Source organism: Bacillus sp. WP8 (assembly GCF_000800825.1).
Taxonomy (GTDB): Bacteria; Bacillota; Bacilli; order Bacillales; family Bacillaceae; genus Bacillus; species Bacillus safensis.
Genome location: NZ_CP010075.1, coordinates 3,664,272 through 3,691,265 on the forward strand (window position 1 = coordinate 3,664,272; position 26,994 = coordinate 3,691,265).

General features: G+C 43.0%; 21 protein-coding genes. 10 read left to right on the forward strand and 11 right to left on the reverse strand.

The features are described 5' to 3' along the window. Positions 1–9 precede the first annotated feature (9 nt). From QR42_RS18500 to QR42_RS18530, 8 genes are all read left to right on the forward strand, one after another. Positions 10–918: an isochorismatase family protein gene (locus tag QR42_RS18500; protein WP_039182873.1), complete on the forward strand. Its 909-nt coding sequence runs from the start codon at positions 10–12 to the stop codon at positions 916–918. A gap of 15 nt (positions 919–933) precedes the next feature. Continuing rightward, positions 934–8,082, forward strand: a complete 7,149-nt coding sequence (locus tag QR42_RS18505) for an amino acid adenylation domain-containing protein (protein ID WP_039182876.1) — start codon at positions 934–936, stop codon at positions 8,080–8,082. Positions 8,083–8,102: 20 nt separating this feature from the next. Beyond that, positions 8,103–8,330, forward strand: a complete 228-nt coding sequence (locus QR42_RS18510) for an MbtH family protein (protein WP_025093680.1) — start codon at positions 8,103–8,105, stop codon at positions 8,328–8,330. A 123-nt stretch (positions 8,331–8,453) separates the two neighbouring features. Continuing rightward, positions 8,454–10,079, forward strand: coding sequence for an AraC family transcriptional regulator (locus QR42_RS18515; RefSeq protein ID WP_039182879.1), 1,626 nt, complete (start codon positions 8,454–8,456; stop codon positions 10,077–10,079). A 98-nt stretch (positions 10,080–10,177) separates the two neighbouring features. After that, on the forward strand, positions 10,178–11,143 hold the full coding sequence (locus QR42_RS18520; RefSeq protein ID WP_039182881.1) for an iron-hydroxamate ABC transporter substrate-binding protein: 966 nt from the start codon (positions 10,178–10,180) through the stop codon (positions 11,141–11,143). 98 nt (positions 11,144–11,241) lie between these two features. Further along, the gene (locus tag QR42_RS18525) at positions 11,242–11,976 is read left to right on the forward strand and encodes an alpha/beta hydrolase (protein WP_039182884.1); all 735 of its coding nucleotides are present in this window, start codon (positions 11,242–11,244) and stop codon (positions 11,974–11,976) included. A 69-nt stretch (positions 11,977–12,045) separates the two neighbouring features. Next, positions 12,046–12,192: a YycC family protein gene (locus tag QR42_RS19200; RefSeq protein ID WP_064498621.1), complete on the forward strand. Its 147-nt coding sequence runs from the start codon at positions 12,046–12,048 to the stop codon at positions 12,190–12,192. A gap of 22 nt (positions 12,193–12,214) precedes the next feature. Continuing rightward, positions 12,215–13,429 carry a CynX/NimT family MFS transporter gene (locus QR42_RS18530; protein ID WP_039182887.1) on the forward strand — a complete coding sequence of 405 codons (1,215 nt, stop codon included), beginning with the start codon at positions 12,215–12,217 and terminating at the stop codon, positions 13,427–13,429. Between the two features lie 39 nt (positions 13,430–13,468). Here QR42_RS18530 and rplI read toward each other — a convergent pair whose 3' ends face one another. Genes rplI through QR42_RS18545 form a run of 3 tightly spaced genes read right to left on the reverse strand, consistent with a single transcriptional unit; the run spans position 13,469 to position 16,863 of the window. Further along, the gene (rplI, locus tag QR42_RS18535) at positions 13,469–13,918 is read right to left on the reverse strand and encodes a 50S ribosomal protein L9 (protein ID WP_008359128.1); all 450 of its coding nucleotides are present in this window, start codon (positions 13,916–13,918) and stop codon (positions 13,469–13,471) included. Continuing rightward, positions 13,915–15,894: a DHH family phosphoesterase gene (locus QR42_RS18540; protein ID WP_039182890.1), complete on the reverse strand. Its 1,980-nt coding sequence runs from the start codon at positions 15,892–15,894 to the stop codon at positions 13,915–13,917. Before QR42_RS18540 ends, rplI begins: the two co-directional genes overlap by 4 nt. A gap of 30 nt (positions 15,895–15,924) precedes the next feature. After that, positions 15,925–16,863 (reverse strand): YybS family protein, encoded by a 939-nt coding sequence (locus QR42_RS18545; RefSeq protein ID WP_039182893.1) that lies wholly within the window; start codon positions 16,861–16,863, stop codon positions 15,925–15,927. A gap of 303 nt (positions 16,864–17,166) precedes the next feature. Between QR42_RS18545 and QR42_RS18550 the strand changes: the two genes are divergently transcribed. Beyond that, entirely contained in the window at positions 17,167–18,093 is a 927-nt protein-coding gene (locus QR42_RS18550; protein WP_039182895.1) for a manganese-dependent inorganic pyrophosphatase, read from the forward strand. A 55-nt stretch (positions 18,094–18,148) separates the two neighbouring features. Here the strand turns inward: QR42_RS18550 and QR42_RS18555 are convergent, their stop codons facing one another. The 3 genes from QR42_RS18555 to QR42_RS18565 all read right to left on the reverse strand — a co-directional run bounded on the left by QR42_RS18555 (position 18,149) and on the right by QR42_RS18565 (position 20,310). After that, complete coding sequence (locus tag QR42_RS18555; RefSeq protein WP_039182897.1) at positions 18,149–19,006, reverse strand: anti-sigma-V factor RsiV; 858 nt, start codon at positions 19,004–19,006, stop codon at positions 18,149–18,151. Then, positions 19,007–19,501 carry an RNA polymerase sigma factor SigV gene (locus QR42_RS18560; protein ID WP_039182900.1) on the reverse strand — a complete coding sequence of 165 codons (495 nt, stop codon included), beginning with the start codon at positions 19,499–19,501 and terminating at the stop codon, positions 19,007–19,009. A gap of 149 nt (positions 19,502–19,650) precedes the next feature. After that, on the reverse strand, positions 19,651–20,310 hold the full coding sequence (locus tag QR42_RS18565) for an aspartate/glutamate racemase family protein (RefSeq protein ID WP_039182903.1): 660 nt from the start codon (positions 20,308–20,310) through the stop codon (positions 19,651–19,653). A gap of 84 nt (positions 20,311–20,394) precedes the next feature. Here QR42_RS18565 and katX point away from each other — a divergent pair, with 84 nt between their 5' ends. Beyond that, positions 20,395–22,005, forward strand: a complete 1,611-nt coding sequence (katX, locus tag QR42_RS18570) for a catalase KatX (RefSeq protein ID WP_432803528.1) — start codon at positions 20,395–20,397, stop codon at positions 22,003–22,005. A gap of 49 nt (positions 22,006–22,054) precedes the next feature. Here katX and wrbA read toward each other — a convergent pair whose 3' ends face one another. The 5 genes from wrbA to QR42_RS18595 form a co-directional block, all read right to left on the reverse strand. Continuing rightward, on the reverse strand, positions 22,055–22,669 hold the full coding sequence (gene wrbA, locus QR42_RS18575; protein ID WP_034283654.1) for an NAD(P)H:quinone oxidoreductase: 615 nt from the start codon (positions 22,667–22,669) through the stop codon (positions 22,055–22,057). Positions 22,670–22,741: 72 nt separating this feature from the next. Further along, entirely contained in the window at positions 22,742–23,350 is a 609-nt protein-coding gene (locus QR42_RS18580; RefSeq protein ID WP_039182909.1) for an alpha/beta hydrolase, read from the reverse strand. Next, positions 23,347–24,318, reverse strand: coding sequence for a ring-cleaving dioxygenase (locus QR42_RS18585; protein WP_039182911.1), 972 nt, complete (start codon positions 24,316–24,318; stop codon positions 23,347–23,349). The genes QR42_RS18580 and QR42_RS18585 overlap by 4 nt, the downstream gene beginning before the upstream one ends. A 192-nt stretch (positions 24,319–24,510) precedes the next feature. Then, positions 24,511–26,028, reverse strand: a complete 1,518-nt coding sequence (gene opuFB / locus QR42_RS18590; protein WP_039182915.1) for an osmoprotectant update ABC transporter permease/substrate-binding subunit OpuFB — start codon at positions 26,026–26,028, stop codon at positions 24,511–24,513. Further along, a complete protein-coding gene (locus QR42_RS18595) occupies positions 26,021–26,986 on the reverse strand; it encodes an ABC transporter ATP-binding protein (protein WP_039182918.1) in 966 nt (321 codons plus the stop codon). Before QR42_RS18595 ends, opuFB begins: the two co-directional genes overlap by 8 nt. Between the last annotated feature and the right edge of the window lie 8 nt (positions 26,987–26,994).

Sequence of the window (26,994 nt, forward strand, 5' to 3'; positions counted from 1 at the left end):
GTGAAAACCATGGCAATCCCTACTATTCCTGCATATCCAATGCCAAGCACACAAGATTTACCCGAAAATAAAGTGAACTGGATACCAGATCCGAAACGTGCTGTTCTGCTGATACATGACATGCAGCAATATTTTTTAAATGCATTTCAACAAGATACATCACCGATCACAGAGTTAGTTCAGCATATTGAACAATTACGTGACACATGCAATGAACTTGGCATTCCAGTCGTCTATACAGCACAGCCTGGTGACCAAGACCCGAAGGATCGTGCCCTATTAACAGATTTTTGGGGACCTGGACTTGGTGATGATGAAGCATTGACAAAAATCATTGATCAGCTTGCTCCATCTGAAACAGATACAATGCTGACAAAATGGCGTTATAGCGCATTCAAAAAATCTAATTTTTTGGATATTCTTCAAGAAGGCGGGCGTGATCAACTGATCATTACTGGCGTATATGCACATATTGGCTGTATGCTGACAGCCGCAGAAGCATTCATGCTCGATATTGAAACCTTCTTTGTCGCAGATGCCGTCGCTGACTTTTCATTGAAACATCACAAAATGGCCATGACCTATGCAGCTGAACGCTGTGCGGTCACCACAACAACAAATCAAATCATTGGTCGTTTAACAGGACAGGAAGCAGAAAGTGATGACCTATCTTTTGAGGCCATTCTTCAGCAAGTAGCTGAGTATCTCCAAATGGAGCCGAATGAAATACCGCTTGACGAGAATCTCGTCTACCTTGGACTTGATTCTATTAGAATGATGAGCCTAGCGGAAAAGTGGAGACAGCAAGGAGCGACAGTCAATTTCGTTGAGCTTGCAGCAAATCCAACACTCGCTCATTGGCGGACTCTTCTTTTCCCAGACAAACAGCCATCTATTCCAAATATCGATTACTTGTAAAGGAGGTATAGACCCTTGTCGATCCAGTCAGTCGATTCATTTCCACTAACCGGTGCCCAATCAGGCATTTGGTATGCGCAGCAGCTTGATCCATCTAATCCTATTTTCAATACAGCTGAGTATATAGATATTAAAGGTCCTATTGACCCCATACACTTTGAAGCAGCCATTAGAAAAACTGTCTTAGAAGCAGATTCTTTGTATATGCGATTCGTTGAGGATACTGACGGTCCAAAGCAATGGTTCTCATCTAAGAAAGAGATTCCATTCCAATTAATCAATTTACAAAATGAAAAACAGCCGCTTGATGCGGCTAAAGCATGGATGAAGGCAGATCTTTCAACGCCAGTCTCTTTAGAGAAAGATGTATTATTCCGTGAAGTACTTTTTCAACTTGCTGACGATCGATTTATCTGGTATCAGCGCATTCATCATATTGCCATTGATGGATTCGCCTTTTCGCTCATTGCGCGTCGTGTTGCTGAGGTCTATACAGCCCTATCGAAAGGGACACCTATGCCCCCTCAAACATTTGGATCCTTACATGACGTAGTCCAAGAGGAGCTCACCTATCAACAGTCCAATCGATATGAAGATGATCAAGCGTTTTGGAAAAATCGCTTTGCTGATCAACCTGAAATTGTCAGCCTTGCTGAGCTTGCCCCAAGAACGTCGGATCATTTTATCCGAAAAACGGCTAGCTACGATGCCGCAAAGGTAAGCAAAATGAAAAAAAATGCTCCAGCCTTCGGTGGTACGTGGCATGAAATGATCCTTGCTGCATCCGCTTTATATGTGCATCGTATGACTGGTGCACATGATATTGTTTTAGGATTACCTGTGATGATGCGCCTTGGATCGTGCGCCTTACAAACACCCGGAATGGTCATGAACCTGGTACCGCTTCGTTTAACATGCAAACCAGAAATGACGCTCTCAGTACTTGTTCGCCAAGTATCTGATGAGCTAAAAGCCATTCGTCCTCATCAACGATATCGTCACGAGGACATGCGGAGAGACTTTAAACTTATCGGAAGAAATCAGCGATTATTTGGCCCGCAGATCAATATCATGCCATTTGATTATGATCTCATGTTCGATCAGAGCATTGGTCAAGCACATAACCTCTCAGCAGGGCCCGTGGATGATATATCGATCAACATATACGACCGCGCGGATGGGAACGGATTTCAAATCGACTTTGATGCAAACCCTGCCGTTTACAAAGAGCAAGCAGTTGACGCTCATCAGCAGCGTTTTCTTCAATTGCTGGAGGAAATAACCGGACTAGAGCAAGATCAAACGATCAGTCAATTCAACCTTCTTTTGTCTGAAGAGAAAGAGACCATTCTCAAGCACTGGAATGATACAAAACGAGAATTACCAAAGGAATCTTTACGGGAACTATTTGAAAAACAGGTGAGCAAAACGCCACAAGCAAAAGCACTACAGTTTGAAGGAATCACTTTGACTTACGAAGAGCTAAATCAGCGGGCAAATCAATTAGCTCATTATTTGAAAAAACACGGCATTGGACCAGAACAATTTGTCGCCATTGCTCTGCCTCGATCCATCGATATGGTCGTAAGTCTATTAGCCGTCGTCAAAACGGGAGCTGCATATCTGCCATTAGACCCTGATTACCCTAACGATCGAGTCGCCTATATGCTAGAAGATGCCAAACCGGCGTGCTTGCTCACAGTCAAAGAGACAGCAGACGGTTTGGACCATCCGCACATCGTTCAACTGGATGATTCAACTGTTCATCAGGAGATAGCAGGCAGTCCAAATCTCAATCCGACATGGAGCGAGGGCTCTCCACATCACCCGGCTTACATCCTCTACACATCAGGATCGACAGGCAAACCAAAGGGTGTTGTTGTAACAAAACGAAATGTGATCAACTTTATATTGTCCATGCAAGATTCATTTTTATTAGATCAAGAAGACCAGCTTTTAGCGGTAACGACCATTGCCTTTGATATTTCCGGGCTCGAAATGTTCCTCCCGCTTTTACATGGAGCTGCTATTTTATTGGCAAAAAAAGAAACCATACAAGATCCAGCAAAACTTTCAGATATGATTCGTTCTTATCATGTCACAATCATGCAGGCAACACCAACGTTGTGGCATGCGTTGGCAGATGAATATCCTGACGTGATTACAGGTATGCGAGTTCTTGTTGGAGGAGAAGCACTCCCTGCCTCCCTTTTGCATACCTTGCAATCTCTTCAATGCGACATTACTAATTTGTACGGACCTACAGAAACGACGATCTGGTCTACGATGGAAAATGTCACAGCACATCGAGAGAATAGCGGGCCGGCAATCGGTAAACCCATTTGGAATACGAGCGTTTATATTTTAGATGAAGGACTAAACCCAGTCCCAGCAGGGTCAATCGGTGAACTTTATATTGCTGGTGAAGGAGTATCTAGAGGATATCTTGGACGATATGATTTAACGGCTGAACGTTTTGTCGCTGATCCATTCGGCACAAGCGGCACGAGAATGTATCGTACTGGTGATTTAGCCAGATGGCGTGAAGATGGTTCGATTGATTATATCAGCCGTGCCGATCATCAAATTAAAATCCGCGGCTTCCGTATTGAACTAGGTGAAATCGAAACCGTGATGATGCAGCACCAAGCCATTAAGCATACATCTGTTATCGTTCGTGAAGATCAACCTGGGCAGCAGCTGCTTTGTGCATATGTTGTGCTGACAGATGGCTCTTCTCTACACCCTTCAGAGCTCAGACAGTTTGTGGCTTCATTACTTCCTGATTACATGGTACCTTCTGCTGTTGTCGTTTTGCCAGAACTTCCACTTACGCCAAACGGCAAAATCGATCGCAAAGCATTACCAATACCAAATATGTCTTTAGTTAGTTCTGAGCGGACACCTAGAACACCACAAGAAGACATGTTATGTAGTTTATTTGCAGAAACCCTTGGCCTATCTCAAATTGGCATAGATGATAGTTTCTTTGACTTAGGAGGACATTCCTTACTCGCCGCTCGCCTGCTTAGACGTATACGCGATACACTTGGCGCAGACCTAAGCATGAGTACCATTTTTGAATCGCCTCGGGTTGCTGATCTTGCGCAGCATATTGACAAAGCGAAGGACATTCGGCCGCCGCTTCAGGTTGAAGACAAGCCAGATGAAATTCCATTATCCTTTGCCCAAAAACGGCTCTGGTTCCTTCATTGCCTTGAAGGGCCAAGTCCAACTTACAATATTCCACTTGTCATTCAACTGACAGGTACACTAGATCAAACAGCTCTAATTGGTGCTCTGGCAGATATCACTGAAAAACATGAAACCCTTAGAACCATTTTTCCAGATAAGAACGGCATGCCAAGACAGGTCATTTTACATCCGAAAAGTGTTCAGCCTGAACTCCATGTCACAGCTTCAACCGATCAACAAATTGAGAGTCAGTTAAACGAAGCCATTCGCTATAGCTTTAAAATTGAAGAAGAACCTGCACTGCGAGCAGAGTTATTCACGCTTGATGCAAACCGATCCGTCCTGCTTCTATTGCTGCATCATATCGCTGGTGATGGCTGGTCACTTGCACCATTGACGCGAGACTTAGCTGCTGCTTACGAAGCCCGTATACAAGGAAAATCCATCTCCTTGCCAGCAGAACCTGTTCAATATGCTGACTATGCTATTTGGCAGCAGAAGCTGTTGGGTAGTGAAGAAGAGACGGATAGTCTATTTGCCAAGCAGCTCAGCTATTGGAAAGGTGCCTTACATGACTTGCCTGAAGAACTTGAACTTCCCTATGACTTCCCGCGTCCACAGGAAGGAAGCTTCAACGGTGCGACGATAGACTTTACGATTGAACCCGCTTTACATCAGAACCTCCTTGAGCTTGCCAAGCAGCATCAAGTGAGTTTGTTCATGGTGCTTCAAGCATCACTTGCAGCATTAATGACACGCCTTGGAGCAGGGACAGATATCCCAATCGGCAGTCCGATTGCTGGACGCAATGACGATGCACTTGACGATATTGTGGGCTTGTTTGTGAACACACTAGTATTACGTACCAATACAGATGGTAATCCAACCTTTAGTGAGCTATTGAAGCGAGTGCGAGACGTTGACTTAGCAGCCTATGAGCATCAGGATCTGCCATTTGAACGGCTAGTCGAAATCCTAAATCCTACCCGATCCAGATCACGAAATCCATTGTTCCAAGTCATGCTTGCCTTCCAAAATACACCGAAGGCAGAAATGAAGCTGACACAGCTTGACTCAGACCTTTACGTGAAACCAGTAGGGTCAGCTAAATTTGATCTGACCATCGAATTGACAGAACAAAGAACTGAAACTGGATCAGCAGCAGGATTAACAGGTTTGTTTGAATTCAGTACAGATGTGTTTAAAGAAAGCACCATTCGAGCAATCGCTGACAGAATGAAGCGCTTTTTAACTGAAGTGACTGAGCGCCCACACGTGCCGATTGGCCAAGTGAACATTTTATCAGATAAAGAACGGCAAACATTTCTCCCTGATAAAAAGACATTCGCTCAGTTAGATCAAGCACATAGTCTCCCAGCCTTATTTGAAAAAACGGCACAGCAATATCCTGATCGAGTGGCTGTAACGTATGGCAATAAGCAGCTTACCTATGGTGAGTTAAACTACAAAGCCAATCGTCTTGCTCATTTATTAATACAAAGAGGCGTTGGACCAGAACAGTTCGTTGCACTTGCCCTGCCTAGATCAATCGACATGCTCGTAAGCTTATTAGCCGTTCATAAAGCAGGCGCAGCCTATGTTCCGCTTGATCCTGACTATCCAGCAGACAGGCTGGCATACATGATACAAGATGCCAAACCAGTTTGCAGCATCACAACAAAAACAGATGCAGTGCATCTCCCTGCTGATTGCGATTTGATTTTGTTAGACGAAAAAGAAACGAGCGATCAATTGCTGACTATGCCAAATCATAATCCGGCTGATATAGACAGAATTGAACCGCTATCTTCTCTGCATCCGGCCTATATTATTTATACATCCGGTTCTACAGGGAAACCAAAAGGAGTGGTCATCCCACATCAAAATGTCATCCGTCTTCTGACATCTACTGAACATTGGTTCCATTTTGATGAAGAGGATGTTTGGACAATGTTCCATTCATATGCCTTTGATTTTTCAGTATGGGAAATATGGGGACCACTTTTATATGGCGGCAGGCTTGTCATTGTACCTCATACCATCTCTCGCTCTCCTGAAGAGATGCTGCAGCTTCTAGTCGAGGAAGGTGTGACTGTGCTTAATCAAACACCTTCTGCCTTCTATCAGCTCATGCAGATAGACAAGGAACAACAAACACTAGGCCAAGCATTATCACTCCGCTATGTCATCTTTGGCGGTGAAGCATTAGAGCTTAGCAGATTAGAAGATTGGTACAGCCGTCACTCAGACTGTAAGCCAAAGCTAATTAACATGTACGGCATTACAGAAACCACTGTACACGTTACGTACAATGAACTCCATCGAGATATGATCACAAAGAACTCCAGCAGTTTAATAGGTGAACCGATTCCTGATTTACACGTTTACGTACTTGATGAATACCTGCAGCCTGTTCCCCCTGGGACAACAGGTGAAATGTATGTAGCTGGAGCTGGCCTTGCAAGAGGTTATCTAGGCAGACCTGACCTGACATCAGATCGATTCCCTGCCGATCCATATGGAGCACCTGGCACAAGGATGTATCGTACCGGCGACCTTGCGCGCTGGACAGAAGAAGGGGCGCTTGATTACATTGGCAGAGCTGATCATCAAATTAAAATACGCGGATTCCGTATTGAACTTGGAGAAATCGAAGCCGTTCTGGCACGCCATGATGCAGTTGCACAAGTGGCCGTCATAATGCGAGAGGATCAGCCTGGCGACAAGCGCTTAGTCGCATATATCGTCACAACGGAAGAAGACCATTTCGATACTGAAGCCCTTCGTCATTTTGCAGCAGCCAGTCTTCCTGATTACATGGTGCCCGCAGCATATGTACAGATTGACGCCATGCCGCTTACAGCAAACGGGAAGCTTGATCAAAAATCACTGCCGGCCCCTCAATTTCATTTACAGCAAGCGGATGGGCGCGGCCCAAGAAATCCGAAAGAGGAAATCCTATGTCATCTCTTTGAAGAGGTGCTTGATTTGCCTAAAATCAGCATTGACGATCGCTTTTTTGACATTGGCGGACATTCACTGCTTGCGGTTCGTTTAATCAGCCGCATTCGTGATGCACTTGGTGTCAAACTAAGTATCGGAACATTGTTTGAAGCACCAAATGTAGCAAGTTTAGCAGAGAAACTAGAAACAGGAAGCGATGAAAACGCACTAGAAATCTTACTGCCGCTGCGAACAAATGGAGAAAGGTATCCTCTCTTCTGTGTTCACCCAGCAGGTGGTCTTAGCTGGTGCTATGCCGGTCTCTTGAATACATTAGAGAAAGACATCCCTATTTATGGATTACAGGCACGAGGAATCGCAAGAATAGATGACTACCCGCACACACTAGATGATATGGCTGCGGATTACATCAAGCACATCCAAACAATTCAGCCAAAAGGTCCTTATCATCTTCTTGGCTGGTCATTAGGTGGAAACGTTGTACAAGCAATGGCTACACAGCTCCAGCAGCAAGGTGAAGAAATCGCACTCGTTGCGATGCTGGATGCCTATCCAAACCATTTCTTACCGATTAAAGAAGCACCTGATGAAGAAGAAGCACTAATCGCTCTTCTTGCGCTCGGCGGTTATGATCCAGATACCTTAACAGGTGAACCACTCACGATGAAAAGTGCCGTCGACATTTTGAAAAAAGATGGCAGTGCACTAGCAAGCTTAAGTGAAGATGCCATTAGAAATCTAAAAGAAACCTATGTGAATTCAGTTCGATTGCTCGGAGAATATCAGCCAAAAACTTATCAGGGAGACATATTATTCTTTAGATCTACCATTATCCCAGATTGGTTTACACCAATTGATCCCGAAGCATGGGCACCTTATATCAACGGAACAATCGAACAACACGACATTCATTGCCGGCACAAAGACATGTGCCAGCCTAAACCCCTAGCAGAAATTGGTGTCATCTTAGACAACGCACTGCATCGGGTCAAACAAAAGCACTAAGAATAAAGGAGAGATGACAAATGACAAATCCCTTTGATCGTGAAGACGGTGTATTTCTTGTGCTTGTCAATGAACAAGGACAGCATTCACTTTGGCCATCATTTGCACCAGTGCCAGATGGATGGGAAAAAGTCTTTGGTGAAGACACTAGAAATGCCTGCATCGATTATATCCAGACACACTGGCAGGACTTGCGGCCATTAAGCTTAACAAAAGAACCTGCACTAGCACATGGAAAAACGGAATAAATCATTGCACCCTGATCTCCATCAGGGTGCTTTTTTGACAGAATAAACATCACCATCTTTCAGCTCTTTCTGCTACAATTTAATTGAGAATTTTTATCAATCAATAAGAGATCAGGTGGTTTTATGGGAAACAACAATCAATTACGTACATTGGCAAATGCCGAACAATTCATCTATCGATTAACATATACTGAAAAAATAAATAATGCAGAGCTTCCACATACAGAGCAGCAGCTATCAGATACATTCTGCCTCCTCTTCAGCATAAGCGGCAGCGGTTTACTCACATTGAACGATCAAAAATGGCGATTGAAACATCTGACACTCTATACGATCATGCCTGGGGAAACATTTATGTTGAAAACAGAGCCTTATCAAAAACACGAGCTCTATCTGTTTCGCTTTCAGCTCTACACGCTGCAAGATCAAAACATAGGAGAAGTATCAACGGAACATGCCCGTTCTTTACTGAATAAATGGCAATTTATCGATATTAGTTCGATTGAACAAATTCATTCTTTACTGTCCGATATGACAGAGGAATGGCAAAGACCTGAATCCATTAGCTTTTTTAGAAGCCAAACTCTTTTTCAGCAGCTCATTATGCAGCTTTTCACACTGCATAAAGAAGATATTTGTGACACGGCACATGCCCTTTTCAAAACAAAACAATATATCGATCAACATTCCGAAGAACCTCTCAGCCTGACAAGTCTATCTCATATGGCTGGCATCAGCTCTAATCATTACAGTGAGCTATTTAAAAAGCATTTTGATGTGAGTGTCACTGATTATATCACCAAGAAAAGGATGGCTAGAGCGAAACAATTAATGGCAAAGGGCAACGCAAAGCTCAAAGACATTGCACTTGAAATCGGCTATCAAGATCCGTATTACTTCAGCCGCATCTTTAAGAAAAAAACGGGAATGACCCCTTCTACTTATATGAAAAGCCGGCAGCGGAAAATTGCAGCCTATGGCCATTCCATACTCGGCCAGCTCACACCCATTCATATCATCCCATATGCTGCCCCTCTTCACCCTAAATGGACAGCACATGATTTTGAGCATTATGCAGAAGAAATTCCGATTCACCTGAGTGCACATCGGATCAACGAGCACGCTGAAGCCAATTTACAGCTATTAAAGGAAACAAAGCCTGAGCTGATCATTGCCAATGATCATGTGACAGAGGAAGAAAAACAAGTGTTAAAAACCATCTGTCCTGTTCACTTTGTTCCATTCACACAATTGGATTGGCGCACTCAATTCAGACAAACAGCTATGTTCCTAAACGAAGCGAAGGAAGCAGAAGAATGGCTGATTCATTACGAGGAACTCGTCATTCAAGCGAAAAAGGCATGCCTTTTTGATCATCCACCAAAAACCGTCCTGCCTCTTCGTATCTTTCAAGATCAGCTCTATTTGTCTGTGAATCGCACCATGTCAGAAGTGATTTTTCAAGACATTGGTCTTCAGCCAGCTTTTCAGAATGACGGCCAGCTAATAGAAAAAGAAATCAGCATTCGATCTATACAACAGCTAGATCCAGATACCATCTTCCTTTTCCTGCATAAGGAACCAAAAACCATTGCTTTTTATCAAAAATTAAAGCAGCAGGAGGCTTGGCAAAATCTCAAAGCTGTTACGCAGCAAGCAGTCTATCCACTTACGTCTGACCCTTGGCGTGAATACACAGCAGCCAGTCATCAACGAGTCATTCAGGACCTTTTATCTTTTTTTCCGTAAAAAGTCCATCATTTGACAGATCATTGTCTATGGATAAAAGGACGAAAGACTACTACAATCTTTAATTGAGAACAATTATCAGTTAAAGGAGAAAACAAATGAAAAAATGGTTCGCATTGCTTATCCTTTGTATCATGACGATCATCGCAGCAGCCTGTGGTGCTTCAGAAAATAAACCTGCTTCAAACACAACCAAAGGCAAGTCAGCTGAAGCAGCTGAAACAAACATCAAATACTTAGAACAAACGTACAAACTCAAAACACCAGTGAAACGAATCGTCATTGCTGGAAGCCTAGAATCAATGGAAGATGCAAAATTACTTGGTATCGAGCCTATTGGTGCTTCTACTGTAGGCGGCACTTTCCCTGAATTATTTAAAGACATCACAGCAAAAACTGAAGGCATCGGGGAAAAAACAGAACCGAACCTAGAAAAAATCCTAAAACTAAAACCAGATGTGATACTTGGATCAACCAAGTTCCCGCCTGCAACAATTAAAAAACTAGATAAAGTCCAAACCACGATCCCAGTATCACATGTCTCTTCCGACTGGGAAAGCAATCTTTTATTACTCGGTGAACTGACTGGAAAAAGTGAAGAAGCCAAAAACATCATCTCTGATTATCAGAAAGATCTTAAACAAGCAAAAGAAACTTTGAAAGACAAAAGCAGCAACAAAACAGCTGTCATTTTACGCATTAGACAAGGCGACCTATACGTGTACCCTGAAGACGTATACTTCAACTCTACTTTATATGGCGACTTAGGATTTACAGCACCAAGTGATATCAAAAAAGCCAAAGCACAAGCATTGATTTCATTGGAGCGCCTAGGAGAACTCAATCCTGACTATATTTTTGTTCAGTTCTCTAAAGAGGAAAACTCATCGAATCCGAACGCATTGAAGGACTTAGAGAAAAATAAAATTTGGACAAGCCTAAAAGCTGTGAAAAATGGGCACATCAATGAAAATGCCGTTGATCCTATGCTTCAAGGAGGAACAGCACTAAGCAAAACAACCTTCCTTGATAAGGCCGTCAAATGGTTAGATCAAAACAACTAAAAAAGATGTGACGAATGACAAAGGGCTAAAATGATCTTTATTTTTAGCCCTTTGTCTTCTTTTCAGCGGAGCTTGAAAACTTGGAGGAGAGATGACACATGAACGGAATGTTTCTATATGACGAGTTTAACGGGCGTCAGCTTGATATTTACCTACCACCGGACACTTCTATTAATGTTCCAGCTGTCTTTGTACAAGATGGCTCTTCTTTGTTTAGAACACACCTGCTAGAAATCGAAAGAATGATCGAAACCAATACCATCTCGCCAATCATCATTGTCGGCATACATCCCTTCAATCGTCTTGACGAATATACACCATGGAAGGCGTCATCACTGCGATCTGGGTTCCCTGACTTTAAAGGCGAGGCACAGACGTATGTGTCATTTTTAGCGAATGACTTGCTCCCATATATCAAAAGCGAATATCCAGTTCAAGAGACCTGTCATGAGCATAGCCACGTAGGTGCTTCATTAGGCGGGTTATTTGCTATTTATACTTTATTCATGCACCCTGATCTTTTTAAAAATATCGCATCGATCTCCGGGTCATTTTGGTATGAAGATTTTCTACCGTTTGCTAAACAACAAAGCATTCAGTGTGTGGATCACCTTGTCTATTTGTCTGTAGGCAGTGAAGAAGGGAAAGGCAAAACATCGGTTCAACAGCACATGCCGTTATTCACCAAACAACTGCATGATCTTTTATTACAGAAAGGGATGCAGGAATGGCAGCTGCACTATCACATCGAACAAGGAGAGGGCCATCATCTGAAACAATTTCAAAAAAATTTCTTATCGGCTCTAATGTGGTTTTATAAAAGAGAATGCTAATTTTTTATCAGCATGGCACATCCGATATGATATATTGGAACGTATAGATTGAAAGGGAGGGATTTGCGCATGAGACCTTTACAAATCTCAGCCGATACCGCACAAAAGCTTGCTGCATCACTCAATGTACCGTTAGAACAAATTATGCATATGCCGCAGCATATCTTATTAGCTAAATTAGCGGAGCTTGAACAGAAGAAAGATCGTTCTTCTTAAAGACATAAAGGAGTTTACATTCATGGAACAACAACTAGAAAAATCAACATTACATCCTCGCAGTACAGGACAAACCATCCTGCTGATTGCTGGGATTTTGCTCATTGCATTTAATCTGCGGCCTGCCATTACGTCCGTTGGCCCTGTTATCGGCGCGATTCGTTCCGATTTACAGCTTTCAAATGGACTGGCAGGTTTTCTTACGACATTACCACTGCTTTCATTCGCATTGCTTTCTCCAATTGCACCTAAAATCGGAAAACGCCTTGGCAATGAACGAACCCTCTGGCTTGGACTTGCTGTCCTTCTGTTTGGGATTGTGATTCGCTCGTTTGGCACCATCACCTTCTTAATGATTGGAACGGCGCTAGTCGGCGTCGGAATTGCGATTTGTAATGTGCTCTTACCGGGGCTTGTGAAGCATAAATTTCCTGCACATGCAGGTTTGATGACAAGTGTATACACGACTTCAATGTCCGTCTTCGCTGCACTTGCATCAGGTGTCAGTGTTCCGCTTAGTCATACGATGCCTGGCGGCTGGAATACATCATTCCTTGTATGGGCTGGACTTGCCCTTCTCGCCATGATGGTTTGGGCGCCGCAGCTTCTTCATCAGAATACAGCGGCCGTCAAAACCATTTCTCTTACAGAGCAGCCAATATGGCGCTCACGTGTCGCATGGCAAGTGACCTTTTTTATGGGCTTGCAATCATTCCTTTTCTATAGCAGCATCGCTTGGTTTCCTGATATCTTAACATCACATGGAATGAACCTATCAACAGCTGGCTGGATGCTGTCCATTATGCAGTTCGCTGGTCTGCCATCCACCTTCTTAACGCCCGTTCTTGCAGAAAAATTAAAAACGCAAAGACCGCTTGTCGCCGGCCTTGTCCTTGTGTATTTACTCGGCATGATTGGACTTCTTCTCGGAGGATCGACACCTATTCTTGTCATCTCTGTCCTATTGATCGGCATTGGACAAGGTGCTAGTATCAGTCTAGCTCTCACCTTCATTGGATTGCGGACAAGACATATGGAACAAGCAGCTGCCCTCTCTGGAATGGCGCAGTCACTCGGTTATTTATTAGCTGCTGTTGGTCCATTCATGATCGGTATCCTTTTTGATTTCACACATACATGGACACCAGCAATTATCATCTTTATCATCATCCTATTTTTCATGTTTTTATCCGGTATGCGTGCCGGACGCAGCGTCTATATTTCAGATCCTTCATAAAAAAGAACCCGCCTCCTCGTGAGACGGGTTCTTTTCTGCTTATGCCTGCTCTGTCACATGTACCTTTAACGTTGCTTGTACCTCTGGATGAAGCTTTACCGGTACATTTGTGTAGCCTAATGCACGGATGGCATCATTCAGCTCGATTTTGCGCTTATCGAGTTTAATTTGATGATCTTTTTGCAATTTATCAGCGATTTGTTTGCTTGTAATGGAGCCAAACAAACGGCCGCCTTCACCTGATTTTGCAGTGAGTTCCACTGTTAACGCCTCAAGTGTTTCTTTTAATTGTTTTGCTTGTTCAAGCTCTTGGATGGCATTCTTTTTCTCTTTGTTTTTCTGCCCTTCCAATGCACTTAGGTTCGTTGGAGTTGCTTCAACAGCTAACCCTTGTTTGATGAGAAAGTTGTGAGCGTATCCGTCAGCTACATTCTTGACTTCGCCTTTTTTCCCTTTGCCTTTTACGTCTTTTAGAAAGATGACTTTCATCTTTGAACCCCTCCTTCGAAATATTCGTCTATGGCAGCCTTTAACTTCCCTACCGCTTCTTCAATGGTTATACCATAAATCTGGGTAGCAGCGTTAGTCAAATGACCGCCGCCGTCTAGTGCTTCCATAATAATTTGAACGTTGATATCCCCTAATGATCTGGCACTAATGCATACCGTATCGTCATCTCGTCTAGCGACAGCAAATGACGCTTCTACCTCACTCATTGACAACAAGGAATCAGCCGTCTGGGCAATCGTAATTTGATCATAATACTCCGACCTGTCAGACGGTAATGAAGCAATAGCCACCTGATTTTGATACAGTTCTGTATGCTGAATGAGTTTTGCCCGTTTGATGTAATGATCGACTGTTTCTTTTAAAAACTTTTGCACAAGGACAGGATCTGCTCCCTTTGCACGAAGGTAAGATGCTGCATCGAACGTTCTTGACCCCGTTCTCAGAGAGAAACTCTTCGTATCCACGATGATCCCAGCAAGAAGCGCAGTCGCCTCAATCATGTTAATCCGCAATTTCTTCGGCTGATACTCTAAGAGTTCTGTCACAAGCTCTGCTGTAGATGAAGCATACGGCTCCATATAAACAAGTAAAGGATCACGGATAAATTCCTCGCCTCGTCTATGATGGTCAATGACCACGACGTTTTCAATCTTATTCAGCAGCCGTTCCTCCATGACGAGAGACGGTTTATGTGTATCCACGACGACAAGCAATGTGTCATCCTTTGCAAGCTCCATTGCTTCCTCTGGCGTGATAAAACGTGACCAAAGCTCTTCATAATTTTTAATTTCACTAATTAAGCGTTGAACACTGTCGCCAATCTGGTTGGCATCAATGACAATATAGCCTTCTTTTCCATTGGCCTGAGCGACCTTTAAAATCCCGATGGATGCACCGATTGAGTCCATGTCTGGGAACTTATGACCCATGATCATGACATTACCGCTTTCAGATACAATTTCTTTTAAAGCATGAGAAATGACCCGTGCGCGTACGCGTGTCCGTTTCTCCATTGGGTTCGTTTTTCCACCGTAGAACTTCACTTTTCCATTCGGCTGTTTAATGGCGACCTGATCCCCGCCTCGTCCGAGGGCAAGGTCAAGACTCGACTGTGCTAGTGCTCCAAGCTCTTTCAAAGAAGGAACGGACGCACCAATCCCGATACTCAAAGTAAGCGTCGCACTATGTGCCCCTGTTTTCTCACGGACCTCGTCTAAAATGGAGAATTTCGACGCCTCAAGCTCAGCTAAAATGCTCTCATTTAGGACCGCCATAAATCGTTCAGACGAAATTCTCTTCAGGAAAATTCCGTATTCTTGTGCCCAATTGTTGAGCAGAGACGTCACTTCACTATTAATCGCGCTGCGCACTTGATCATCAAGGCCCTGCGTGACATCGTCGTAGTTGTCTAAAAAGATATAAGATAAAACCGTTCGTTCATTTTCGTACTGTCGTTCAATCTGCACCTGTTCCGTGACATCAAAGAAATATAAAAGGCGCTCTGATCGTTTAATAATGACTTTGAATTTCCGGTCATTCAGCGTTACATTTTCGGTCTCGACCTCTTGTTTAATAAGAGGCACAATGGACTCGAATGTATCGTACAAGGATCTGCCGACAAGTGTGCTTTCATGAAAGCATGAAGCGAGAAATGGATTCGTCCATTCGATATAATACTGGTCATTAAACAGCATAATACCAATTGGCATCTCCATTAATGCTTCTTCTCCAACCTTTTTGACTCGATAGGATAATGTTGAAATATATGAATCAATCTCTTTCTGCACTTGCGTATCTGCCCACTTTAAGAAGTAGAGCACACCTGCAAGGACGAAAAGACCAACCGCTCCTATGATCCAATTAAAATAAAGGTTGAGGAGGACTGTGACCACCGCAAGGACAATTAACGCGATGATCGGATACTTGATGACAGGTTTTCTATAGAAGCTTGGCACTGATATCAACTCCTCAACATTCAGAGTGAATTATTTGTTTTTTACTTTTTCTCTTAAATCAAAGCCTATGTCAGCAATCCCTATAATTCGTACAATCACACCGATCGGTGGAAAGAAAACCGTTAACACGACAGCGAAAATGGGTACCGCTTTTGAGATGTTTTTTTCGTGGCAATAATAGAAGAGAAAAGAAAATCCCTGAATAAGCACCAGTATAAATAAAATTTGAAACGCACTCGTTTGAACGAGCCATAAAAAGCTGCCTTTTTCCGTCTGAATCAGCATCAAAAGCAATGTGAGTAAATAATACCATACCATGCTTTTTGGCAGCCGCATATCCTTAAATTTCTTCAAAACCGGCATGTCTGAAACAAACCGTTTGAGCAAAGGCCGAACGAACCAATGATTCACAAAAGCCATCAAAGTAACAGCGATCAAAAGCGCTACAGGTAAAGCACTCAATGCCATATCCTGCATCTCTTTAAACTGTTTGAGCTGTTTGGCTATGTCCTTTTCAGAAGCCCCGGATTGCTTTAAAACACTCTCTACCATCGGCATCATTTGCTCAATCGACTCTTTCGCCATATTCATGATATCGATTTGAAAGAGCTGAACACTGACAACAAAGGAGATGAGAAAACTGAATAAATAAATCAGCGCACCTGTTATGATGGCATTCCCAGGCTGCCTTCTGCTGTAGAAAGCACCCATGCCTAATCCGACAGCAATCAGAATAGGTGCACTCATGAGTCCAGCCATAGACCCAATTAAAAAGCTGATCACTATGCCAATAGCGCCAGCAGCAATTCCTTTTTTCAAGCCGTGTCTGATTGTATAGAGGATGATCGGAATCGGAGCAGCTAGAAAGAAAATAATGGATAATAGCGGCACATACAAATAAAACAGCATCATGACCGAGAAAATACTCATCATGATTGCGCCCTCTACTAACGCTTTTGTTTGTTTCACACCTTCACCTCTATCCAATCCTTTTGTCTATATCTTGCTCAATGTGTACTTCTATGTATACGTATGATGTCAGCTCCATCATGTCTTGCCCCAACCTTTATTTTACCATAGCGGCAAATCTCAAGTAAAATGCAGGCTATTCTGGGAGCGTTTCACGTGGAACACCGATATGGAATCGTACATGCAAGTTTTCAAACAGCATGTTACAATTTTTAAGATAATTCTTAGCTATAAACCCTGAATTCAAGGTCAAAAGCTGTTAGAATAGAAACATCATCAATAAAAGTAAGAAGGAGAATTCACATGGGAAAAACACTCGTATTCGGACACAAAAATCCTGACACAGACACGATTTGTTCTGCTATTGCTTACGCTGATCTGAAAAACAAAATCGGCGCTCAGGCAGAAGCCGTCAGACTTGGAGAAATCAATGGAGAAACACAATACGCATTAGATTTCTTTAAACAAGAAGCACCTCGTTTCATTGAAACGGCTGCAAATGAAACAAAGCAAGTCATTCTTGTCGATCATAACGAATTCCAGCAAAGTGTAAGCGACATTGATCAAGTACAAGTAACTGAGGTCATTGACCATCACCGTATTGCCAACTTTGAAACAAGTGAACCTCTTTACTATCGTGCTGAGCCTGTAGGCTGTACAGCAACGATCTTAAACAAAATGTATAAAGAAAACCAAGTGACGATTGAAAAGGAAATCGCTGGTTTGCTTTTATCTGCGATCATTTCTGATTCCTTACTATTCAAATCCCCAACATGCACACAGCAAGATATTGATGCTGCGCATGAGCTTGCAAAAATCGCAGGGGTAGATCCAGAAGTTTATGGCCTAGACATGCTGAAAGCCGGCGCTGATCTAAGCCAAAAAACGGTTCAAGAATTAATTACACTTGATGCAAAAGAATTCGCACTAGGCAAAAGCAAAGTGGAAATTGCGCAAGTCAATACAGTAGATATCGCTGAAGTGACAGCAAGACAGGCTGACATTGAAGCGAAAATCAATGAAGTCATTGCAGCAAAAGGTCTTGATCTATTTGTTTTAGTCATCACAGACATTTTAGAAAATGACTCCCTTGCTCTTGCACTCGGTGCAGAAGCAGCAAAAGTAGAAAAAGCATTTAACGTCACGCTTGAAAACAACACAGCTTTACTAAAAGGTGTTGTATCAAGAAAGAAACAAGTCGTACCTGCATTAACAGACGCACTTTCTTAATAAAACAAGACAAGACTGCTGAATCATTCAGCAGTCTTTTTTGTCTGTCTTCTTTTTAATGAATGTACGTATCACTCACGAGAATATCCTTTAACACACTTGTTGGAATCGTGAATTCAACTACGCCCATGTAACCAGGTGCCACATCATATTCATTAAAGGAAATCACCAGTTTGCCTTTTGAATTGATATAGAAATTTTGATCCGGCTTAATTTTCTTAAATGGATCCGCCATATCTTGCTTGCCAATCCAATATATTTTGTTTGAATCCTCTTTCATCTGTTTCTTCATCTGCTCTTTAATATTTTCACTAATCACATCTATATACCGGTTATCTTTAAACAGACTTGGCAATGTAATGAGGACATGATTTTTCTTATCCACCGTATCATATGTCATTTCCTCTGCCGCAGAAGCCTGAGTCGTCACCTTGTATCGACCTAGTGAAAGAACTTGGTCATTGTTTGTTTTTACTTCATATCCGCTCTCTACACTCAAATGACCATTTTTATAACCCTTTGTTTCCTTTTCAAAATCTTGATACAGCTTTTTGTTTTCAGCTAAATATTTTTGATTCAGGCTGTCTTGTAATGTTCCGTCCCCAAGTCCTGAAACGTGTGGTGTTTTGAGATCAATATTCGTTCCTTGATCGCTCTTTTTAAATTCTGTAAACGTCACGACTTTCACCAGCTCGCCAATGATAGGTACTTCTGAAATCGCTCTTGCTGCCTGTGGACTAACATTAACAGTTGTGACAAAAAGAGCAGCCGCTGCAACAAGTCCGATGGTCCATTGCTGAAAATGAGGTTTTTTGTTTTTTCTTTTTAACGTTCGTTCAATCATCGCATCATATTCCGGTGGTATAGGGATTTCTAAATATTCATCTTTTAAATGTTCCAAATACTTATCCATTTATATTTCCTCCTGTGATAATTCTACTTTTAAAAGCCGCAGCGCCTTATATAATCTTGTTTTAATGGTGTTTTCATTTTCATCGAGAATCTGGGCGATGTCCTCTAATTTTAGATCTTCAAAGAATCTCAAAATAATGATGACTCGATACATCTCAGGCAAATCTTCTATAGCCCGTTTGACGTCTTGATCCTCGTATACATCTGATTCGCCCTGTGATAAGAATTCAAGCGTATCATCATCTGTCACCTGCACCCGCTTCTTCTTTCGTAAAAAGTCTAGGGCAGCGTTCACCACGATTTTATAAAACCAGCTATGCATCTTGCTCGTATCCTCTAATCGATGAACAGATTTAAGTGCTTTATGAATAGCCTCCTGAACAACATCCATAGCATCTTCCGGGTTTTTGACATAACTATAGGACAACCGATAAAAACTGTGTTTATGCTCCATGACGTAATCCGCAAATTGATCGTCTATTTTTCGTTTCTTCATTTTACAAAGAGCTCCTTTATCTTAAATGCGCATCTGTTATTTCTTACATTGGATAGACGCGCGCCTTTTAAAAATAGTTTGCGCTCGGTTATTTTTTTAACATGTCATCGCATTTGCATTCCTATACAAAAAGAGCGAACCTGATGGGTTCACTCTTTCCAGACGGATAGTGTTTGATGGACAAACTGTTTTAGTGGAGAAAGCGGATGAATGATAGGAACGCCTGTCTCGCGCTCCATCTGCTGTGCCGCATGAACCATCGAAAGCTGCATCACACAAATATCTCTGCCTTTTTGCTTCATACATTTTCTCAGCTGCTCCTTGATTTGTTCATCATAGGCTTGCATATCACCGTTTAGGCAAAGATGAAAAACATCCTCCATTACTACCATTTCTACTTCAACCTGTTTGCCCCGCTCTGTTGCATATGATTCAAGCCGCTGCATCGTTCCCTCCACTGTATTTGGGTTGGAAAACACAAGCTGAAGAGGCCCTTTTTTCTCACAAATCAGCTCAAATAACGGTTCATCGATCGGAACAATCGGTTGTTTAAAAAGGTGCTGCTGATCACCTAGAGCAGCAATGTATTGTGTACACGTGAGCAGAATGAGATCGGCTTCACTTTCTTGCTTTAATCTGTTGATAGCATACGTTTGCTGCTTGTGTTGATCAAACGAGGGATCTTGAGTGGCGCGTTCTATAAATGATGAATCGACTGTGTGATGCAAATCAACATCTGTATCACCAAAAACATCTTCTATATATGACTGATTGGACGGATGGGCGTGAAGGCAGTGTAATCGAATCATCAGGCTCTCTCCTCATGAAAGTTTTCAATCATTATATCAATCCTTGTATGAAATAGGGAGCAGCATGACCATATTGTTAAGGAGATATTGAAGGAGGGATTTGAATTGAAAGAAGATCAACAGCCTAAACCATCTTCAGAGTCAGAAGAAACCTTAACGAATCGGCAAGGTCATCCCGTCACAGACAATCAAAATATGAGAACTGTTGGGAATAGAGGACCCACTACACTTGAAAACTACGATTTCCTAGAGAAAATCAGTCATTTTGATCGTGAACGCATCCCTGAACGTGTTGTGCATGCACGTGGTGCCGGAGCTCACGGTTATTTTGAAGCCTATGGAACATTCGGCGATGAACCGATCTCCACCTATACGAGAGCGAAATTGTTTCAGGAGAAAGGAAAAAAAACGCCTGTTTTCGTTCGTTTTTCTTCTGTGATTCACGGCGGGCATTCGCCAGAAACATTACGCGATCCGAGAGGGTTTGCAATTAAATTTTATACAGAAGAAGGCAACTGGGATCTCGTGGGGAACAACCTGAAAATTTTCTTTATCCGTGATGCTTTAAAATTCCCTGATTTGGTTCATGCCTTTAAACCAGACCCCGTCACCAATCGTCAGGACGGCGAGCGTATCTTTGATTTTGTCTCACAATCACCTGAAGCGACGCATATGGTGACATTTCTCTTTTCACCGTGGGGCATCCCAGCAACATACCGGCATATGCAAGGCTCAGGTGTCCATGCGTACAAATGGGTGAATCATGAAGGAAAAGCGGTGCTGGTTAAATATCATTTTGAACCGAAACAAGGCATTCGCAATCTGACCCAAGAACAGGCGCAAGCGATTCAGGGAGAAAATTTTAACCATGCCACACAGGATTTATATGAAGCCATTGAGCAAGGAGATTATCCTGAATGGGAGGTATATGCACAGATCATGGAAGATGATGCCCACCCTCACCTCGACTTTGACCCGCTTGATCCGACAAAGCTTTGGTACAAGGATGACTATCCATGGAAACCAATCGGACGGATGGTATTAAACAAAAATCCAGAAAACTATTTCGCAGAAGTCGAGCAGGTTGCCTTTGGGACTGGTGTACTCGTAGATGGTTTGGATTTCTCAGATGATAAATTGCTTCAAGGCCGTACCTTCTCCTACTCTGACACGCAGCGATATCGTGTAGGACCAAACTATTTACAGCTGCCGATCAATGCACCGAAAAAGCAAGTCGCCACCAATCAGAGAGACGGCCAAATGGAATACCATGTCGATCAAGGCAAAGGGCAAAATCCCCATGTGAATTATGAACCATCGATCCTCGGGGGATTAAAAGAAGCCAAACAGGATGGAAAGGATCATACGCCTTTTGTAGAGGGTGAAGTCAAACGAGAAGCCATTGACCGCCCAAACAACTTCGGACAAGCGGGAGAAACGTATCGCCGTTTTAATGATTGGGAGCGAGAGGAACTGATTAAGAACTTAGTCAACACCCTTGCGACATGTCAAAAGGACATTCAAGACCAAATGATCGAAAACTTTACAAAAGCAGACCCTGATTACGGAAAGCGTGTCGCTGACGGTTTAAAAGCCTTTAAACAAGAGCAGCCAAGCGGACCTATCGGCTCTACAGGCGCTGCTCAAGCCGTGGACGAAGCCATCAACAACAGCACACCATCAGATCCTTATTAATGAAAAAAAGAATGCAGCGGCGAGGCTGCATTCTTTTTGTATACATCTATTAAGCGTTTTGACCTTTTTTGATCCATTCTGCCACATTCACTGTACGTTTTGCCTGATGTTTCACAGCTGCTTCTGCATCCTCTTGGATTTTTCCATTTTGGTCAACGGTCACACTCACACCGTAAGGGTTGCCCCCTGCACCGTATAAGGAATCATCTGTGTATCCAGGAGCGGCAATAATTGCTCCCCAGTGGAACATTGTCGTATAAAGGCTGAGAACCGTCTGCTCCTGTCCGCCATTTGCATTTTGAGCTGAAGTCATCGCACTGACTGCTTTGTTTGCCAATTTACCTTGGAACCACAAGCCGCCTGTCGTATCTAAGAACTGCTTCATTTGAGCTGGCAGGTTACCGAAACGTGTCGGCATGCTAAAGATGATGGCATCTGCCCACTCTAAATCACTTAATTGAACCTCTGGCACATCCTTTGTTTCGTCTAAATGTGCTTTCCATGCTGGATTTGAAGCTACAACTGCTTCTGGTGCCAATTCAGCAACCTTTAATACTTTAACTTCTGCGCCAGCTTCTTTTGCTCCAGCTTCAGCCCATTTCGCCATCTGATAGTTTGTACCTGTTGAACTATAATAAATAATCGCTAATTTTACGTTTTCCATTTGATCCATCTCCTTTTGTTTGTTTTGCCCAAAAAGCTTCTGTAAAAATCCCACCTGTATTCCCCACCTTATTTAAAATTGACGACGATACCATAAAGCCGCAGCATCGACTTCTTCTCTCGTTAACTGATGTCCGCGATTTTCCCAATGAAGTGTAACCGATGCGCCTGCACCCTGCAGCAATTGCTCCAGCTCCTGCGATTCCTCTGGACGGCACATTGGGTCATTTTCACCAGCTGCTATAAAGACTTGTTTCCCCGCTAATGAAGGCAATGAAACCCCGCGTCTTGGAACCATTGGGTGATGCAGGATGGCTCCTTTTAAAGCATCCCCATAATGGAATAACAAGCTTCCAGCAATGTTTGCCCCATTGGAATATCCGATAGCCACCACATTGTGACGATCAAACCCATATTCATCGGCTGCTTCTCCGATAAATGTATACAGCTCCTCTGTACGAGCAATCAAATCCTGCTCATCAAATACGCCCTCTGCCAAACGTCTGAAAAACCGCGGCATGCCGTTTTCTAATACATTCCCTCTCACACTAAGAACAGATGCGTCAGGATCTACTATCTGTGCAAGCGGCAATAAATCTTCTTCCGTCCCGCCAGTTCCATGCAGTAATAGCAGAACAGGTCTTTGTTCATTCTTTCCTTTTCGAAAAAGATGCTTCATCATGAATCTCCTTTCCCTTTAACTTCTCTCACTTCAATTGGCAGTACAATTTGTTCAATCTGACTGCGCTGCGCCTCATATTGCGGTGGCAGTTTCAATGCTTCACCCATTGTTTCCACTGATTCGTCATGTGCAAACCCTGGAGGATCAGTGGCAATCTCAAATAATATGCCCCCAAGTTCTCTAAAATAAATGGCATTGAAGTAATTTCGGTCTTGCACAGGTGTCACTTGATACCCACTTTGTGCAATATGCCTTTGCCAATCTAATTGGTCTTGATCATCTGTTGCTCTCCATGCAATATGGTGCACAACTCCAACACCCATACGTCCTCGTGGAACAGGTGTGATGTTCACATCAATGACATTGCCTATTTCGCCAAACGAACGGAATCTCACATAGTCTCCTTCTGCTCCGACTCTTTCAAGTCCCATCGTTTGCTCTAGCAGCTGCATCGTTTGTTCCGGCTGCGAAGTTAATAAAACAGCTCCGCCAAAACCTTTAATCGCTACATCTGGTGTGACACCGTTAAATGTCCACTCGTTTTGCTTTCCTTCCGCACGCTCTACTAGCTCAATCAATAAGCCGTGTGGATCTTCAAATGAGAGAAAAGCTTCACCAAAACGTTCAACCATTTCATAAGAAACATTAAACTGCTCAAGACGATCCTTCCAGAAAGAGAAAGCGCCTGTCGGTACGACATATGTCGTCACGCCCACTTGACCTGCACCAATTTGACCTTTTTGTGCTCCCGGCCAAGGGAAAAATGTAATAATGGTCCCTGGAGAGCCGCCTTCATTTCCAAAATATAAATGATATGTGCCCGGATCATCAAAATTCACGGTCTTCTTCACGAGACGAAGCCCTAAAACACCTGCATAAAAATCAACGTTCTCCTGAGGATGACCCACAATAGCTGTAATATGGTGAATTCCTTCTGTTTTTTTCACTTCTAATGACCTCCTAATCATGAAGTAATAAACCTCTATTCATTATGTCTTTACTGACGTCTTTATATTATCTCGAATTCGAGATATTAAATCAAAAAAATATATTTATCTCGAATTAAGGATATGATGTTTTTAAGTAAATGTCAATGATTTTTGTTTTTTCTTTTAAAAAAGCAGAGCTGCTTTGCCATAAACAGCCCTGCTTTTCCTTGATTATTGCAGCAATTTTTTCTTTTTTAAATAAACTTTCGCTACCTGAAATGCATCCTTCCCCTTCACATTGACTTCATAATTCATTTCTCTCATCTCATCGTCTGTGATTTGACCCGCAAGCTTATTGAGGGAGGTCTCAATCTCAGGGAATTCAGTTAATGTCTCCTGCCTGAGCAGCGGTGCTCCTTGATATGGCGGGAAAACATGCTGATCATCATCAAGCACCTTTAATTTGTATTGTCTCAATTCACTATCTGTCGAATACGCATCGACCAAATTGATATCTCCTTTCCGAATTGCTCGATAACGAAGCTTTGGCTCCATCGTCACGACATCATCAAAAGAAAATTGATAGGCTTTTTGAATGCCTCGATACCCATCCTGACGATCAGAAAACTCTAAGGTGAATCCAGCTTTTATACGGTTTTTGATCTTACCTAGATCTGAAATGTTGGACACCTTATATTGATCAGCCAGTGACTGCGGCACGGCTAAAGCATACGTATTGTTGTATGCCATGGGCTCAAGAAGGCGGAGCTGAAAGGATGATTCCAATCCGCGCCGAGCTTGCTCATACACTTTTACTTTATCTGTGCTTTTTGCTGTTTCCTTGAGGAATTCAGAAATCGCTGTACCCGTAAACTCAGGATAAATGTCAATATCACCAGAGCGTAAAGCCTGGAAAACAAAGGACGTCTTACCAAGACCGGGCTTCAGGTTCACTTGAATATCTGTATCCTGTTCAATTAAAAGCTTATACATCGAGATCAAAATCTCAGGCTCTGAACCTAACTTTCCGCCAATGGTGATTTCTTTCTTTTCTTGCTGAAACAGCACGGGGGAAGCGACAACTGCTCCTGCAATCAGAGCAAAAACAGTCACAGAGATCACCGTCTTTTTAAAGGAAATTTTCTCAAAGGTTCGCAGCACCATATCAAATAAGAGTGCGAGTAAGGCAGCTGGTATCGCGCCAATGACAATGAGCGACATATCATTTCGATCAATTCCCAGCAGGATTAAGCTTCCTAATCCCCCAGCACCGATCAGTGCTGCCAGAGTGGCGGTTCCCACAATGAGAACCATCCCGGTTCGGATACCCGCCATGATCACTGGCATCGCAAGAGGGAGCTCCACCTTTAATAACCGTTTGCGATGATTCATCCCCATAGCAAGCGCCGCTTCTCTCAGGGAAGGATCAACCTCCTGAATGCCTGTATATGTATTTCTTAAAATAGGGAGTAAGGCATAGACCACAAGCGCAATAATGGCAGGCACTTGCCCAATCCCCACGAGAGGAATCAGCAAGCCAAGCAGTGCGAGCGACGGAATTGTTTGCAAGACAGCCGTCACCCCGATGACCCACTCCGCTAGCTTTGGAACCCTTGTTAAATAGATACCTAATGGAATGGCAATCAAAATCGCTAAAAATAAAGCAATAAAAGAAATTTGAATATGCTCAAGTAAGGCGTGTCCCAATTGTTCTTTTCGTTCCCATAACACATGGGTCCAATCATTCATGTGAATCGCCCCTCTCTCTAGGAGAATCAGCTAAAAACTGAATCACTGCTTGACGGTTCACTAGACCTATCCGATCTCCATTCTTTTCTACAGCCAATTCCTCGTGCCTTGCCAATTGAGATAAGACTTCATCCAGTGTGGCATGTGCTGAGACCGCCTCATAGGATAAAAGAGCTTCGTGAGCCATCGGTTGCGCCAAGGTTTCCAGCTCAAATGCTTGATGTCCTACATGATGGGCAGCACCTGAGACAAACTCCTGTACAAAGGCATTGGCTGGTTGCTGAACCAATTCCTCAGGACGTCCGATCTGCACTACTTTTCCTTCATTCATCACACAAATTCGATCACCCAGCTTCATAGCTTCCTGCATATCATGCGTCACAAAAACAATGGTTTTTTGAATACGACGCTGCAAATCGAGCAGATCATCCTGCAATTTCTCCCTCGTTAGTGGATCTAACGCACTAAAAGGCTCATCCATCAGGACAATCTCAGGATCAGCTGCAAGTGCCCGTGCCACACCGACACGCTGCTGCTGGCCACCAGAAAGCTCTGCTGGCTTTCGATGACGATACATAGCAGGATCAAGCCCGACCATCAACATGAGTTCATCGACACGCTGATTGGTCTCATTCCGGCTCCATTGTTTAAGCTCTGGCACCACAGCAATATTTTCTTCTATGGTCATATGAGGAAAAAGCGCAATTTGCTGCAAAACATAACCGATATCCCAGCGCAGCTCATACATATCATAATCACTTATTTTTTGACCTTTTATGTAAATCTCACCTTCTGTTGAAGAAATGAGACGATTGATCATTTTCAATGTCGTCGTTTTCCCGCTGCCACTAGGTCCAATCAATACAAAAAACTCACCTTGCTGAATCTCCAAATCAACAGATTGAACGGCATAGCGCTCATCAGAAAATTGCATCGATACCTTTTTAAATTCAATCATCTTCCCAC

Coding starts and splice junctions, on each gene's coding strand:
- QR42_RS18530 (WP_039182887.1), top strand. CDS start 12,215: ATGGAACAACAACTAGAAAAATCAACATTACATCCTCGCAGTACAGGA.
- rplI (WP_008359128.1), bottom strand. CDS start 13,918: ATGAAAGTCATCTTTCTAAAAGACGTAAAAGGCAAAGGGAAAAAAGGC.
- QR42_RS18520 (WP_039182881.1), top strand. CDS start 10,178: ATGAAAAAATGGTTCGCATTGCTTATCCTTTGTATCATGACGATCATC.
- wrbA (WP_034283654.1), bottom strand. CDS start 22,669: ATGGAAAACGTAAAATTAGCGATTATTTATTATAGTTCAACAGGTACA.
- QR42_RS18555 (WP_039182897.1), bottom strand. CDS start 19,006: ATGGATAAGTATTTGGAACATTTAAAAGATGAATATTTAGAAATCCCT.
- QR42_RS18580 (WP_039182909.1), bottom strand. CDS start 23,350: ATGATGAAGCATCTTTTTCGAAAAGGAAAGAATGAACAAAGACCTGTT.
- QR42_RS18515 (WP_039182879.1), top strand. CDS start 8,454: ATGGGAAACAACAATCAATTACGTACATTGGCAAATGCCGAACAATTC.
- QR42_RS18500 (WP_039182873.1), top strand. CDS start 10: ATGGCAATCCCTACTATTCCTGCATATCCAATGCCAAGCACACAAGAT.
- QR42_RS18565 (WP_039182903.1), bottom strand. CDS start 20,310: ATGATTCGATTACACTGCCTTCACGCCCATCCGTCCAATCAGTCATAT.
- opuFB (WP_039182915.1), bottom strand. CDS start 26,028: ATGAATGATTGGACCCATGTGTTATGGGAACGAAAAGAACAATTGGGA.
- QR42_RS18595 (WP_039182918.1), bottom strand. CDS start 26,986: ATGATTGAATTTAAAAAGGTATCGATGCAATTTTCTGATGAGCGCTAT.
- QR42_RS18550 (WP_039182895.1), top strand. CDS start 17,167: ATGGGAAAAACACTCGTATTCGGACACAAAAATCCTGACACAGACACG.
- QR42_RS18525 (WP_039182884.1), top strand. CDS start 11,242: ATGAACGGAATGTTTCTATATGACGAGTTTAACGGGCGTCAGCTTGAT.
- QR42_RS18560 (WP_039182900.1), bottom strand. CDS start 19,501: ATGAAGAAACGAAAAATAGACGATCAATTTGCGGATTACGTCATGGAG.
- QR42_RS18585 (WP_039182911.1), bottom strand. CDS start 24,318: ATGATTAGGAGGTCATTAGAAGTGAAAAAAACAGAAGGAATTCACCAT.
- QR42_RS19200 (WP_064498621.1), top strand. CDS start 12,046: ATGAGACCTTTACAAATCTCAGCCGATACCGCACAAAAGCTTGCTGCA.
- QR42_RS18510 (WP_025093680.1), top strand. CDS start 8,103: ATGACAAATCCCTTTGATCGTGAAGACGGTGTATTTCTTGTGCTTGTC.